Origin of the sequence: Streptomyces sp. NBC_00425 (assembly GCF_036030735.1) — a bacterium.
In the GTDB taxonomy this organism is placed as follows: Bacteria; Actinomycetota; Actinomycetes; order Streptomycetales; family Streptomycetaceae; genus Streptomyces.
The window spans coordinates 2,241,394-2,255,374 of record NZ_CP107928.1 but is presented as its reverse complement, the minus strand read 5'-3'; the positions used below and the strand labels follow the sequence as shown (position 1 = coordinate 2,255,374).

The 13,981-nt window shown below is 70.7% G+C and carries 14 protein-coding genes, 1 tRNA gene and 1 pseudogene; 13 read left to right on the top strand and 3 right to left on the bottom strand.

What is annotated here, in order from left to right; translation table 11 throughout:
- Positions 1-27 precede the first annotated feature (27 nt).
- Positions 28-465, top strand: a complete 438-nt coding sequence (locus tag OHS82_RS09405) for a MarR family winged helix-turn-helix transcriptional regulator (RefSeq protein ID WP_328433676.1) — start codon at positions 28-30, stop codon at positions 463-465.
- A 19-nt stretch (positions 466-484) separates the two neighbouring features.
- Positions 485-1,012, top strand: a complete 528-nt coding sequence (locus tag OHS82_RS09400; protein ID WP_057582160.1) for an isochorismatase family protein — start codon at positions 485-487, stop codon at positions 1,010-1,012.
- A 484-nt stretch (positions 1,013-1,496) separates the two neighbouring features.
- On the opposite strand, the gene fdhD is transcribed toward OHS82_RS09400, so the two are convergent.
- Entirely contained in the window at positions 1,497-2,345 is an 849-nt protein-coding gene (gene fdhD / locus OHS82_RS09395; RefSeq protein WP_057582159.1) for a formate dehydrogenase accessory sulfurtransferase FdhD, read from the bottom strand.
- Between the two features lie 7 nt (positions 2,346-2,352).
- Positions 2,353-2,511, bottom strand: a pseudogene (locus OHS82_RS43485) (2Fe-2S iron-sulfur cluster-binding protein); the annotation flags it as partial.
- Between the two features lie 181 nt (positions 2,512-2,692).
- On the opposite strand from OHS82_RS43485, the gene OHS82_RS09385 reads away from it, so the two are divergent.
- From OHS82_RS09385 to OHS82_RS09335, 11 genes are all read left to right on the top strand, one after another.
- A complete protein-coding gene (locus tag OHS82_RS09385) occupies positions 2,693-4,027 on the top strand; it encodes an OFA family MFS transporter (RefSeq protein ID WP_328433674.1) in 1,335 nt (444 codons plus the stop codon).
- Positions 3,993-4,130 (top strand): MFS transporter small subunit, encoded by a 138-nt coding sequence (locus OHS82_RS09380; protein WP_173985788.1) that lies wholly within the window; start codon positions 3,993-3,995, stop codon positions 4,128-4,130. Before OHS82_RS09385 ends, OHS82_RS09380 begins: the two co-directional genes overlap by 35 nt.
- Before the next feature lie 181 nt (positions 4,131-4,311).
- Positions 4,312-5,259, top strand: a complete 948-nt coding sequence (locus OHS82_RS09375; protein WP_057582157.1) for a beta-ketoacyl-ACP synthase III — start codon at positions 4,312-4,314, stop codon at positions 5,257-5,259.
- Between the two features lie 414 nt (positions 5,260-5,673).
- Positions 5,674-6,366 (top strand): GntR family transcriptional regulator, encoded by a 693-nt coding sequence (locus OHS82_RS09370; RefSeq protein WP_057582156.1) that lies wholly within the window; start codon positions 5,674-5,676, stop codon positions 6,364-6,366.
- Between the two features lie 195 nt (positions 6,367-6,561).
- Positions 6,562-6,646, top strand: a tRNA-Leu gene (locus tag OHS82_RS09365).
- A gap of 431 nt (positions 6,647-7,077) precedes the next feature.
- Positions 7,078-8,247: an ATP-binding protein gene (locus OHS82_RS09360; protein WP_057582155.1), complete on the top strand. Its 1,170-nt coding sequence runs from the start codon at positions 7,078-7,080 to the stop codon at positions 8,245-8,247.
- Entirely contained in the window at positions 8,244-8,645 is a 402-nt protein-coding gene (locus OHS82_RS09355; protein ID WP_057582154.1) for a roadblock/LC7 domain-containing protein, read from the top strand. Before OHS82_RS09360 ends, OHS82_RS09355 begins: the two co-directional genes overlap by 4 nt.
- The gene (locus tag OHS82_RS09350; protein ID WP_057582153.1) at positions 8,642-9,019 is read left to right on the top strand and encodes a DUF742 domain-containing protein; all 378 of its coding nucleotides are present in this window, start codon (positions 8,642-8,644) and stop codon (positions 9,017-9,019) included. The genes OHS82_RS09355 and OHS82_RS09350 overlap by 4 nt, the downstream gene beginning before the upstream one ends.
- Entirely contained in the window at positions 8,994-9,587 is a 594-nt protein-coding gene (locus OHS82_RS09345) for a GTP-binding protein (protein ID WP_057582152.1), read from the top strand. The genes OHS82_RS09350 and OHS82_RS09345 overlap by 26 nt, the downstream gene beginning before the upstream one ends.
- 8 nt (positions 9,588-9,595) lie before the next feature.
- Positions 9,596-10,942 carry a cytochrome P450 gene (locus tag OHS82_RS09340; RefSeq protein WP_328433673.1) on the top strand — a complete coding sequence of 449 codons (1,347 nt, stop codon included), beginning with the start codon at positions 9,596-9,598 and terminating at the stop codon, positions 10,940-10,942.
- Between the two features lie 222 nt (positions 10,943-11,164).
- Positions 11,165-12,346 carry a tryptophan dimethylallyltransferase family protein gene (locus OHS82_RS09335; RefSeq protein WP_063894315.1) on the top strand — a complete coding sequence of 394 codons (1,182 nt, stop codon included), beginning with the start codon at positions 11,165-11,167 and terminating at the stop codon, positions 12,344-12,346.
- A gap of 162 nt (positions 12,347-12,508) precedes the next feature.
- On the opposite strand, the gene OHS82_RS09330 is transcribed toward OHS82_RS09335, so the two are convergent.
- Positions 12,509-13,795: a flavin-containing monooxygenase gene (locus tag OHS82_RS09330; protein ID WP_057582150.1), complete on the bottom strand. Its 1,287-nt coding sequence runs from the start codon at positions 13,793-13,795 to the stop codon at positions 12,509-12,511.
- Positions 13,796-13,981 lie beyond the last annotated feature (186 nt).

Below are 13,981 nucleotides of genomic sequence, written 5' to 3'. Positions count from 1 at the left end.
CCAACGACTTCTGGCTAGAGTGCGACCATGCCCGAAGCGCCTCTCCCCGCCATCCGCGCCCTGCCCAGCTGGCTTCTCGGCCGGGCCGCCGCGCGCGGCCGCGCCCTGGTCGCCGAAGCTCTGGCCGCAGAGGGGCTCAAAATGTGGCACCACGTCGTGCTCTCCGCGGTGCGTGATCTCGCCCCTGTGGCCCAGGCCGAACTCGGCCGCAGCGTCGGACTCGATCCGAAGGACGTCGTCGGCGTCCTCGACGACCTGCAGTCGGCCGGTCTCGCCGTGCGCGCACCGGACCCCGAGGACCGCAGGAAGAACGCCGTGTCGCTCACCGAGGAGGGGCGACGGGTCCTCCTGCGCTGCGAGAAGGCCGCCCTGGAGGCGAACGAGATGCTGCTCGCGCCCCTCGGCGCCCGCGAACGGGAGCAGTTCACGCGCTTGTTGATCCGGATCTCCGGCACGGACGGCTGACGGGGGATAACGTTCCGTCATGACCGTCCCCCTCGCGCTCGATCCCGCGCGCACCGCACTGGTCCTCGTCGATCTGATGGACCGCATCGTCGCTCTCCCCCTGGCGCCCCGCAAAGGCGCCGAAGTGCTGGTGACGGCACAGGAGTTGGCGGGCTCCTTCCGTTCGGCGGGAGCCCTCGTCGTGCTCGTCCGCGTCGAGCGTCCGGGGGTCGCCGAGCAGCCGTCGGGCAGCGGACTGGTCCAGGGGCTGTCGCGGGACGGCGATGTGGAGATCGTCAAACGGACGATCGGCGCCTTCCAGGGGACGGGCCTGGACGACCGTCTCCGCGAACGCGGCGTCACCACCATCGTGTTCGCGGGCATCGCGACGAATCTCGGCGTCGAGTCCACCGCCCGCGCCGCCGGCGACCTCGGTTACGACCTGGTCTTCGTCGAGGACGCGATGGCCGCTCTCACCGGGCCCGAACACGAGGCGTCCGTGAAGCTCGATTTTCCCCGGCTCGGCACCGTGGTCCGCGCGGCCGACGTGCGTTTCACGCGCGGCTGAGCCGACGGGGCCGGCCCAGGAGGAGCGGCGGGCCGAGGGCGACCCGAAGGCGCCCGCACGTCTCCAGCCGCGCCCGTCGAGGCCCGGCCGGCCGCCGGGCGGCACCGGCCCGACGGTGGAACCGGAGCGCCGCGGCACCGGGCGGAACCGGAGGCCCGACGGCGGAACCTGAGCGCCGCGGCACCGGGCCGAACCGGAGGCCCGACAACGGAACCGGAGCGCCGCGGCACCGGGCGGAACCGGCGGCCCGACGGCGGAACCGGAGCGCAGCGCAACCGGAGTGTGGCGGAACCCGAGCGCGGCGCAACGGGCGGCCCGGCAGCGTGAGGTCCGGTAGGGGCTCGGTCGGGAAGAGGTGCGGTTCCGGGGGCTGGGCGGGCGCGCGAGTGGGCGGGCGGGGCGCGTCGGAGTGGGGACCCTGCGGCGCGGGGGGAGCTCCCCGCCGGTCGGCGCCGGGTCCCGCCGCCGCGCCCCGGGGTACCGGTCAGTCCTGGGCGGCCGAGGCCTTCAGGGCTATGCGGTCCTCACCCGTGTACACGTTCATGGAGCTGCCTCGCAGGAAGCCCACCAGGGTCAGTCCGGTCTCCGCGGCCAGGTCGACCGCGAGCGAGGAGGGCGCGGAGACCGCGGCGAGCACCGGGAGGCCCGCCATCACGGCTTTCTGCGCCAGCTCGAACGAGGCCCTGCCCGAGACCAGCAGGATCGCCCGCGACAGGGGCAGCTGCCCGTTCTGCAGGGCGCGTCCGACCAGCTTGTCCACCGCGTTGTGCCGGCCCACGTCCTCCCGGACGTCGAGCAGTTCGCCGTCCTCCGAGAACAGGGCCGCTCCATGGAGTCCGCCGGTCCGGTCGAACACCCGCTGGGCCGCGCGCAGTCGGTCGGGGAGGACGGCGAGCAGCTCGGGCTCGATCCGGAGCGGGGGGGTGTCGGCGACGGGCCAGCGGGTCGTCGTGCGGACGGCGTCCAGGCTCGCCTTGCCGCACAGGCCGCAGGAGGAGGTGGTGTAGACGTTGCGCTCGAGGGTGATGTCGGGGATCGCCACCCCGGGCGCGGTGCGCACGTCCACGACGTTGTAGGTGTTGCTCCCGTCGGCTGTCGCTCCCGCGCAGTAGACGATGTTCTGGAGGTCGTCCTGCTCGGCCAGCACGCCCTCGCTGACCAGGAACCCGGCGGCCAGCGCGAAGTCGTCACCGGGGGTGCGCATCGTGATCGCCAGGGGCTTGCCGTTGAGGCGGATCTCCAGTGGCTCCTCGGCGACCAGGGTGTCCGCGCGGGCGGAGACCACGCCGTCCCTGATGCGGACCACTTTGCGTCGTTCGGTGACTCGTCCCATGTCGTGATCAGCCCCGGTTCTGTACGTGCTGGTAGCCGAAGCGGCCCTTGCTGCAGAGGTTGCCGTGGGTCACCGGGTCGTCGTGCGGTGACGTGACCTTCACGATCTCATTGTCCTGCACGTGGAGCGTGAGCCGGCAGCCCACCCCGCAGCTGACGCCCACGGTCGGGACCGGACGCCCTCGACGCGTCGCGGGCCGCGGGCCGCAGCACGTCGGGTGCGGATCAGGTCGCCCGGTCGGGGAAACGGCCCGTCCGACCGTTCGGCGCATCCCGCATACCGCTCACCGCAATCGGTCGGCGCTCCCCTTCTCAGCGTCGGAAACGGGTTTCTACCGTTCAGGTTTCATGAGTCCCCCCATCGCGCCGCCCGGCTGGAGCCGCTGGCTCGTCCCCCCGGCCGCCCTCTCGGTCCACCTCTCCATCGGCCAGGCCTACGCATGGTCCGTGTTCAAACCGCCGCTGGAGTCGGCGCTCGGCCTCAGCGGCACGCAGAGCGCGCTCCCGTTCCAGCTCGCCATCGTGATGCTCGGCCTGTCCGCGGCCTTCGGCGGCACCCTGGTGGAGCACAACGGGCCGCGCTGGGCGATGACCGTGGCCCTGGTCTGCTTCTCGTCCGGCTTTCTGATCTCCGCGCTCGGCGCGGCCGTCGAGCAGTACTGGCTGATCGTCCTCGGCTATGGCTTCGTCGGCGGAATCGGCCTCGGAATCGGTTACATCTCGCCCGTCTCCACACTGATCAAGTGGTTCCCGGACCGCCCCGGCATGGCCACCGGAATCGCCATCATGGGCTTCGGGGGCGGCGCGCTCATCGCCTCCCCCTGGTCGGCGCAGATGCTCGAGTCGTTCGGCTCCGACAGCTCGGGCATCGCCCTCGCCTTCCTCGTGCACGGTCTGTCGTACGCGGTCTTCATGACGCTGGGCGTCCTGCTGGTGCGGGTGCCACGCGGTGAGCGGCCGGTCGCCGGTACGCCGAGCGACGTCGAGGGCGTGCAGGTGTCGGCGCGCAGCGCGGTGCGCACCCCGCAGTTCTGGTGCCTGTGGGTCGTGCTCTGCATGAACGTGACCGCAGGCATCGGCATCCTCGAGAAGGCCGCGCCCATGATCAAGGACTTCTTCGCCGACACCTCCACCCCGGTCTCGGCCTCCGCGGCCGCCGGCTTCGTCGCCCTGCTGTCCGCGGCCAACATGGCCGGCCGGATCGGCTGGTCGTCGACCTCCGACCTGGTCGGGCGCAAGAACGTCTACCGTCTGTACCTGGGCGTCGGCGCCCTGATGTACGCCCTCATCGCCCTGATCGGCGACTCGTCGAAACCCCTGTTCGTCCTGTGCGCGCTGGTGATCCTCTCCTTCTACGGAGGGGGCTTCGCGACCGTTCCCGCCTACCTCAAGGACCTGTTCGGGGCCTATCAGGTGGGCGCGATCCACGGCCGGCTGCTCACCGCCTGGTCGACGGCCGGCGTGCTGGGCCCGCTGATCGTGAACTGGATCGCCGACCGCCAGGAGGAGGCCGGCAAGCACGGTTCCTCGCTGTACACCCTGTCCCTGTTCATCATGATCGGGCTGCTGGCCGTCGGCTTCGTCGCCAACGAGCTCGTCCGTCCCGTCCACGTCCGCCACCATGTACCCGCTCAGAGGAAGGCAGCCGATGCCGAACGACAGCAGCCCGAGTCCGCAGCCTGACCGGCGGCCGTTGACCGCCTTCGCCTGGCTGTGGGTGGGGGCGCCGCTCGTCTACGGGCTGTACGAGCTCGTGCAGAAGGCCACGCAGCTCTTCACCGGGTAGCGGTGAACCCGGGGCGCGTGTTCGGCGGTCGGGCGTTCGACAGGTGATCGGGCGTCCGAGAGCTATGGGGAAGCCGACAACCGGGGAACCGGTTTCCTGTCGCTTCACGCGCCCTCGTACCCGTGAGTCACTGATCAGACTGGTGGATCCCGCAACCCACGGCAACGAGGGGACCCCCCGAATGAACGGCTCGCGCATCACCGCCGTCGGCCACTACCAGCCCGCCAGGGTGCTCACCAACGCGGACCTGGCGGAACTGGTGGACACCAATGACGAGTGGATCAGGAGCCGGGTGGGCATCCGCACCCGTCACATCGCCGGCCCCGACGAGCCGGTGGACGAGCTCGCGGCGCACGCCGCGGCCAAGGCGCTCGCCACGGCGGGCCTCGCGCCGGACGAGATCGACCTGGTGCTCGTCGCCACCTCCACGGCCGTCGACCGCTCGCCCAACATGGCCGCGAGGGTCGCCGCCCGCCTCGGCATCCCGCAACCGGCCGCGATGGACGTCAACGTCGTCTGCGCCGGCTTCACGCATGCGCTGGCCACCGCCGACCACACCGTCCGCGCCGGCGCCGCCACCCGCGCCCTGGTCATCGGCGCCGACAAGATGTCCGAGGTGACGGACTGGAGCGACCGCACCACCTGCGTGCTGGTCGGCGACGGCGCCGGCGCCGCCGTGGTCGAGGGCTGTCCCGACGGCGTCGAGCCCGGGATCGGTCCCGTGCTGTGGGGCTCGGTGCCCGAGATGGGGCACGCGGTGCGCATCGAGGGTCAGCCGGCCCGGTTCGCCCAGGAGGGGCAGAGCGTCTACCGCTGGGCCACCACCCGGCTGCCGCCGCTCGCCCGGCAGGCCTGCGAGCGGGCGGGATTCAAGCCCGAGGACCTGGCCGCCGTCGTCCTGCACCAGGCGAACCTGCGCATCATCGAGCCCCTCGCGGCGAAGATCGGAGCCGTCAACGCGGTCGTCGCGCGCGACGTCACCGAGTCGGGCAACACCTCCGCCGCCAGCATCCCGCTCGCCTTCTCCAAGCTCGTCGAGCAGGGCGCCGTCTCCACGGGCGACCCGGTGCTGCTGTTCGGCTTCGGCGGCAACCTGTCGTACGCCGGACAGGTCGTGCGCTGCCCCTGACCGACTGCCCCTGACCGACTGCCCCTGACCGACGGCCGTGACCGCGCGTGACGGGTGACGTGCAACGGGGGCGACGGGCGTGCGGGACGTACGACGCAGTGCGCGTCCGGCGGGACGCGGCGCGTGTGAAGCGTGTGAAGCGTTCGCCGGTGTCCGTGTCCGGCAGCCGTACGCCGTGGACTGTTGACGAAAGACAATCGATACTCGGCTGCAGACAGTTGCCCTGCCGAACGCGCCGTCCGAACGCACGGGCTGTTCGCACCGGCCGTGCGCACGCGCTGTTCGCGCGTCCACTGTCCCCGACCGTCCGCCTCCGTGCGCTCGGGTGTCCGTGGTCGTCCGGGACGGCGTGCGGCATGCGGCACTTGCCTTGCGGCCGCGGCCGACCGGTGTTCGCCCAGGAGGGACCGACCGATGTCGTCGACAGGACTGCCCCTGGGCGCGGTGCCGGGACTCGAACGGCCCGGCCCGCTGCGCGACCGTGTCCACGAGGCGCTGCTCGAACTCATCACGACCCGCGCGCTGCAGCCCGGCCGGCACCTCGTCGAGAGCGAGCTCGCAGGTCGCCTCGGGGTCTCACGGCAGCCGGTGCGCGAGGCGCTGCAGCGGCTCAGCACCGAGGGCTGGGTCGATCTCCGGCCCGCGCAGGGCGCGTTCGTGCATGAGCCGACCGAGGAAGAGGCGGACCAACTCCTCACCGTGCGGACCCTGTTGGAGGCCGAAGCCGCACGCCTCGCGGCCGCGCACGCGGACGAGTCCGGCATCGCGGCGTTGAACGAGATCGTGGCGCGGGGCGTGCTGGCCGTCACCGAGGACGACATGGACGCCGCGGTCGCCCTGAACGCCCGCTTCCACGCCAAGGTCATCGAGCTCGCGGGCAACGCGGTCCTCGCCGAGCTGGCGGCCCAGGTCGCCCGCCGGGTGCGCTGGTACTACACGCCGATCGCCCGGCAGCGCGGCCACCGGTCGTGGGTCGAGCACCGCGACCTGATCGCGGCCATCGCCGCCCACGACGAACAGCGGGCCACCCGGCTGATGCGCCAGCACACCGAGCACGCCCGGAGTTCGTACCGCGCCACGTCCGGGTCTTCCCGGAGCGCCGGCTGATGCCCTGACCCGGGACTGTCGGGTGGCGGGGCGCCCTGGTGGGCAGGCGGTGAGCGGCGAGCGCCCGGGGAGGGGCGCGGTGAAGGCTCCGTCACCCTGCGCGGCCAGCGGATATGCAGGTGAGACGCACGCTGAAAGCTTGGTATTGTTGTCCGTGTCGCCGCGGGGATCACCTCGCGCGGCGGCAGACACCTGGTCCGGGTGGCGGAATGGCAGACGCGCTAGCTTGAGGTGCTAGTGCCCTTTATCGGGCGTGGGGGTTCAAGTCCCCCCTCGGACACTCTTACTCTCCGTGTCGAGCGGATTTCGCTCGGTGAATCTGCACATGACCCGTATTCGGCGTTCCGCCGGATGCGGGTTTTGTTGTTTTCGGTATCCATTACCTCCGGAATGTCGCGGAAGGCCACTTATCGGTTGTCCTGTCGCGTCGTGCGGAGCGGTCGTCGCGAAGGCGGTTACCGGGCCGTTTCGCGGTCGTCCGTCAGTACGGCTGACGGTTCGTCAATGTTCATCTCGGTGGGCATATTGGCGGTCTGTGGTGCCTTCTTGTGGTGATACGATCACGCTCGCTTGTGGGCGGGCGGATGGGTGCAAGACGACATCTCCGGCTACGGGGGACGGTCCGGGGTCATCCCCGTGCGGGCGGTCCGCCGGTCCACCCGTGTCGACGGGAATTCAGCAACTGGCCGTCAGTCGCCTGAAGAGAGTCTTATGACTGATTACATACGGAACCCGGTACTCTGGGCTCTCCTCGCCGCCGTACTCATCGCAGTCGCCCTCATTGTTCGCCAGCGCAGGGCGGCGCGTGCCTTGAGGCAGGAGATCGTGGGGCTCAGATCCCACTACTCCGCCTTGGAGAACGAGTACGCGCAATCTGTCGAGGCCGCTCAGGAAAGAGCCGAAGAGGCTACGAAAACGGTCCTCAAGTCCGCGATGCGGACCCTTCAGGGCCTTGCCGCGGAACAGCAGTTGATCGTCTCCCGGCTGCAGAACAAATATGGCGAGTCGGTCATCCTCCAGGACCTCCTGGAGATCGACCACACGAACTCGCAGTTCGGCCGGCGTGCCCAGTCCATCGCCGTGCTCTGCGACGGCTGGCTGGGACGCGCACGCGATGTCGCGTCCGTCTACGACGTGGTGCGCAGCGCCCAGGGCAGGGTGCGCCACTACCGGCGGGTGGAGATCCTCTCCCAGGTCGACTTCGGCATCACGAGCCGTGCCGTCGAGCCCGTCGCACTGGCCCTCGCCGAGCTGCTCGACAACGCCACGAGCTATTCCAGCCCGGACACCGTCGTCGAAATCAACATCCGCACCGTGCCCAAGGGCATCTGCATCGTCGTCGACGACGCCGGTGTCGGTATGAACGACGAGGAGCGCGCCCGCGCGGACAAACTCCTGTCGAGCGAGCGGGTGTCGGGCGTCTCCGGCCTCGGCAACCCCCCGCAGTTCGGCTTCGCGGTGATCGGCGTGCTCAGCGAGCGCTTCGGCTTCGAGGTGTCCGTGGACTCCACCTCCCCCTACGGCGGGGTCCGGGCAGTGCTCCTCCTGCCGCACGACCTGCTCACCAACGCACCCGAGCAGAAGGAACCGGCTCCGGTCGTTCCCGCTGCCTCGACCGCCCCCGTGGGCGGCGGCCCCGAGACCGCGTTGACCACGGCCACCACGTCCGACGGCCTGCCGAAGCGGCGCCGCAAGCGGCCGATGGCCATCGTGCCCGGCAGCGCGTCGAACGCCTCCGGCGCCTCCCGGACGGGAGCGGAGACGGCGGCGATCATGGGCGCTTTCCAGCGCGGCACCCGGTCGGGCCGGGCCGTGCAGACGGACCCGGCGGAACAGTCGAGCACCCGTGGTGCAAGCAGCGAAGGGCATGAGTTCTCGTGAATGACGATCTGTCATGGATGCTTGACAGCGCCCTGGAGATTCCCGGGGCCCTGCACGCCGTCCTGATCTCCGCCGACGGCCTGCTGATGGCGCGGACGCAGGACTTCGACAAGGACGACGCGGACCGGGTGGCCGCCGCGATGAGCGGTGTGCAGTCGCTCAGCCGCTCGCTCGCCTTCTTCTGCGAGGACCCGCAGATGCGCTGGCGGCAGACGCTGGTCGAGTTCGACGGTGGCTGGGTCTTCCTGATCTCCGCCGGCGAGGGCGCCTACCTCGGCGTCTCCGCCTCCCCGGACGTCGACATGGCGGACATCACCTTCCGGATGCAGCAGCTCGTCGGCCAGCTCGGCAAGGCGCTCACCACGCCGCCGCGCGAGAACCTCGGCGTGCGGTCATGACGGGCTACGGCGAACTCGAGCCGCAGACGCCGGAGTTAGTACGTCCGTACGTCATCACCAAGGGACGCGGGCTGCCCGACGAAGGGCAGCTGTCGCTCATCACGCTGGTCACGGCGGCGGCCGACCACGAGCAGCGGCCCACCAGGCTGTCCCCCGAGGAACAGAAGCTGCTGGACCTGTGCGCGGCCGGCTACCTCTCGGTCGCCGAGATCGCCGGTCACACCCAACTGCCCCTGGGAGTGGTGAAGATACTCCTGGCCGCACTCACCGAGGGCGGCTATCTCATCACCCGTCCGCCCGTCCAGCGGGCTCCGCTCGCCGACCGGGACATCCTGGAGGAGGTGCTGAATGGTCTCAGGGCCAAGTTTGGATGAGCAGGCCTACGTCCGCCGCGGCGAGACGCAGACGGCCGTCAAGATCCTCGTCGTGGGACACTTCGCGGTCGGCAAGACCACGTTCATCGGGGCCATCTCGGAGATCGAGCCGCTGTCCACCGAGGAGACGATGACCCGGGCGGCCGAGGCGGTCGACGACCTCAAGGGCGTCCAGGGCAAGACCACCACCACGGTCGCCATGGACTTCGGCCGGCTGACCATCAGCGATCGTGTCGTGCTGTACCTGTTCGGAACGCCGGGCCAGCAGCGCTTCGTTCAGATGTGGGAGGACATGGCGCGCGGCGCGCTCGGTGCGCTGGTGCTGGTCGATCCCGAGCGGCTCGCGGACTCCTTCGCCGTGATCGACCTGATCGAGCACTACGGGCTCGACTACGCCATCGCCGTCAACCACTTCGACGGCGCCCCGCCGCGGGACGAGAACGCTCTGCGCGAAGCACTCGACCTGCTCGACGACACCCCCGTCGTCACCTGCGACGCGCGAGACGAGCGGTCCTCGGCCGACGCGCTGATCACCCTCGTCCGCCATCTGCAGGAACGTGCACACTAGGAGCACACATGGAACAACCCACCGCACCCGTGCCCCCGCCCGGGTGCCCGGCGCACCAGGCCGACGGCAGGGTGCCGTTGTACGGGCCGGAGTTCGCGGCCGACCCCCAGGCCTACTACACCTACCTGCGCCACTACGGTCCGACCGCGCCCGTCGAGCTGGCGCCGGGGGTCGAGGCCACCCTCGTCACGGACTACTCCTTCGCACTCCAACTGCTCCAGGACTCCGGCTCCTTCCGCAAGGACGCGCGCCGCTGGCGGGACCTCAACGAAGGCCGCATCCCTGCGGACAGCCCGGTCGCACCGCTGCTGGCCTACCGGCCCAACGCCATGTTCAGCGACGGCGCGGAGCACCACAGGCTGCGCCAGGCGATCACGGACAGCATGGGGCGCGTCGACGCGCGCAAGCTGAGCCAGACCACCGAGCAGGTCTCCAACTACCTGATCTCGCAGTTCGGTTCACGCGGATCGGCCGACCTGCTCGGCGACTACGCCAAGCAGCTGCCGCTGTTCGTGTTCAACGAGCTGTTCGGCTGCACCGCCGACATCGGAGACCGCGTCGTCTTCGGCATCACCGGCATGTTCGACGGCGTGAACGCCGAGCAGGCGGTCGGGGTGATGTTCGGGGCCATCGGTGAACTCGTCGCGCTCAAGCGGGCCAAGCCCGGCGACGACGTCCCCTCGTGGCTGATGCAGCACCCTGCCAAGCTCACCGACGAGGAGATGGTCCACCAGATCGCCCTGCTGCTGGTGGCGGGCAACGAGCCGCTGCGCAACCTCATCGGCAACACGCTGCACCGCCTGCTCACCAACGACGCGTACGCCCACCAGGGCGGGCTGATCGACGAGGCGATCGACGACACGCTGTGGGAGAACCCGCCCATGCAGAACCTCGGCGCCCACTACCCAACGTCCGACATGGAGTTCGCCGGACAGAAACTGCACGCCGGCGACCTCGTCCTGGTCAGCTATGCCGCGGCCAACACCGGTCCGGCGCTGACGGCGGCACGCCAGGCGGGCAGCAACCGTGCCCACCTCGCCTGGAGCGCGGGCCCGCACGCCTGCCCGTCCAAGGAGCCCGCCCGGCAGATCACCGTGACGGCCATCGAGAACCTGCTGAACAAGCTGCCCGACGTCGAGCTGGCGGTGCCCACCGACAGCCTGACCTGGCGGCCGGGGCCCTTCAACCGCGGACTCACGGTGCTGCCCGCCAAGTTCACCCCGGTCCAGGTCGTCCAGCGGCCCGCGCCGGCCCCCAGGGAGGCCCCGGTGCGTCCGCAGTACACCGCCCCGGCGAGCGGCAGGAACGAACGCGGAGGCATGTGGAGCCAGTTCCTCAACTGGCTGACGAGGTGATGCACACAACACCCGTCAACTCCGCATCACTGCATGACGATTCAACCGCAGGGGTAGTGAGGAACGCGATATTCCGTGTTCCTCACGAGTAAGAGGAGATGTCGTGGACCTCAGATCCGACGGCGCCGATTTCATACGACACCCCATCGTCGTGCACCCCCTGATACCCGCCTCCCCGGGCGGGTATCTTCTTGTCCGCCCCGTTCCCGAGGGCGAAGGCCGATGACCACCCCGCGCCCCGACGCCCCGGGCGAGCCGGTGGCCGGCACGCTCGGCGGCCACGCGGCCCGTCAGTTACTGCGACTGAGCGAGACCGCGGGTCTGTGCGCCGCCGACTCGGCGGACTACGCGCGCACACTCCTCGACGTGCTGGGCCCTCTCGCGCAGCGACCGCTGGAGCTGCCCCCGCCCAGCCGCAGCTTCCTCTCTGACGACCACACCCCCGTGGAGTTCTCCCTCTCCTGCGAACCGGGCGCACCGCCGACCCTGCGGGTGCTCCTCGAGCCAGGGGCGGGCGCCAGCGACCTGACGGACAACGGCAACATCGGACTGCGGGTGATACGCGACATGGGCCGGCGCTGGGGCTTCGGCACCGACCCGCTCGACGAACTGGAAGACCTGTTCTTCCCGCCGTCGCCTCAGGGTCCGCTGGCGCTCTGGTGTGCGCTGGAACTGCGTGCGGGCGGGGTCCCCAGGGTCAAGGCCTATCTGAATCCCGCGGCCTCGGGAGAGGAGCGGGCCGCCAAGACCGTACGGCAGGCGCTGAAACGACTCGGTCACCGTAAGGCCTTCCAGGCGCTGCCCGACGGTGACCGCCATCTGTTCTTCGCACTGGACCTCGGTGACTGGGCGGAACCACGGGTGAAGGTCTATCTGGCGCACGACGACCTGTCGGCTGCGGAGGCGGGCGCCCTGTCTCGTACGGGCGACGGCCCCGACAGCGCCGAGATCGAGGAGTTCTTCCGCATCGTGGCGGGGAAGGAGCACAAACCGCAGCTCGACCGTCGTCCCGTCCAGACGTGCCATGCCTTCACCGAGACGGGGTCGGGCCTGCCGAGCGGCTTCACCGTCTACATCCCGGTCCGCGACTACGCCCGCCACGACGGCGTGGCCCTGGACCGGGCCGCCGCACTGCACGCCCGCTACGGCATCGACCCGGTCACGGTGCGGCGTGCCTCGGTCGCCGTCACCTCGCGGCAGCCGGAGGACGGCGTGGGCCTCGTCGCCTATCTGGGGCTGGCTCACCAACGGGGCCGTCCGCCACGGGTGATGACGTACATCTCCTCGGAGGCGTACGAAATCCGGCCGCCCACGGTCCTGTCGCCGGCCGACTTGCCGGCCGCCGCGCCGCTCGACGTGCCGGCCGTCGTCCCGCCCCCGGCCCCCGTGCCCGCCGAGGCCTGAGCGCGGGGTGACCCGCACCCCCGGGGTCGAGGACGCCGAGGGGGCCGTGCGTCGACGCCGTCGAACCGATTCCCTCGCAGGCACGGGTCGCGAAGCCGCGGGGGAGCCCCTGGTGGACGGACGCGCACGGCTCGGACTCCGCCGACGCCGGGTGAGGCGGCGTCACTCGGCCCGCAGCTCCTCCAGATAGGGCGCGACGTTCACCTGGATCGACGCGCCCTGCACCTGGCCGTACTGACCGGCGATGCCGCCCAGGTAGTCGGCGATCTCCTTGTACATGACCTCCCGCTCCGGCAACGTCGCCTTGCCCGCCGCGATCCGTGCCACCCAGCGGGACTGGGCCTCCACCAGACGGGTGACGGAGCCGTGCGGGCGGACCAGGCCGACGAAGTGCAGACCGGGGTGGTCGGGCGCGACGACCCGCTTGTACAGCTCGACGGAACCCTGCGGACCGATCGGGCAGCCCTGCGGCAGGAACGGGTACGCCATGCGGTACCCGGTGCAGTGGACCACCACGTCGGCGGGCACGGAGGTGCCGTCGGTGAAGACCACGCGGTCGGCGTCGAGGCGCTCGATCGCGGGCTTGGGGACGACCCCGCCGTGCCGGATGCGGGTGAGGATCTCGTCGGACACGGTCACGGCCGAGGCGAAGATCGGATGGTCCGGCTCGGGCAGCCCGTAGTCCGAGAGCTTGCCGCGCGCGACGAGCAGCGCCTGCTCGATGAAGCGGCGCTGCTCCTCGAGGGTCATGGTCGTCCACCACGGCGCCTCGGCGACGTCGTCCAACGGCATGCCGAAGAGCTGCTTGGGCACGATGTGCAGTCCCCGGCGCACGGACAGGGCGGTCTGCGCGGCGTACCGGGAGAGGTCGGCGGCGATGTCCACCGCCGAGGCGCCCAGCCCCACCACGACGACCCGCCGGCCGGTGAAGTCACTGCCGTCGCGGTAGTCCAGAGCGTGGAGAACGGCCCCTTCGAAGGTGTCGGAACCCGGGAGCGGAGCGGGCAGGACGGGTTCGGTGTTGTGCCCCGAGGCGACGACGACCTGGCTGAAGTCGCGTGTCGTGCGCCGCCCCCGGGTGTCGTGGCCGACCACCGTCCAGGAACCGCCGGCGCTCCGGGTGACGGACTCGACCGTCGTCCCCAACTCGATGTGGTCCGACACACCGGCCCACTCGGCGAAGGCACGCAGGTAGGCGGCGACGTCACCGTGGCGCGGGTAGACGGGGTAGGAGTCGGGCATCGGGTAGTCGGCGTAACCGGTGAGCCGTTTGTTGGTGTTGAGGTGCAGCGAGAGGTAGCCCGGTCCGCGTTCGCCGGCCTGTGGCTGCCGCCAGAGTCCGCCGACCTCGGGCGCCCGCTCCAGGACGACGAAGTCGACGCCCTCGGACTTCAGGGCGTGCGCAGCCGCCAGACCGGACAGACCCGCACCGATCACACACAGGCTCACACGTTCCCCCACAGAAAAGACACCGATCGTTCCAGCACGGGCAGTTGCATGCCCGTTCGGCACACTCACCACGCTTCGCACAACCGCGACAAGGATCACAGACGTGGCCGGCGGTCCGGGGTGGCGCGGGGAGGGGCGGGGGCAGGACTGACTTCGTGGGGCGAGCCGCCCGCTTCGGGCGGACGG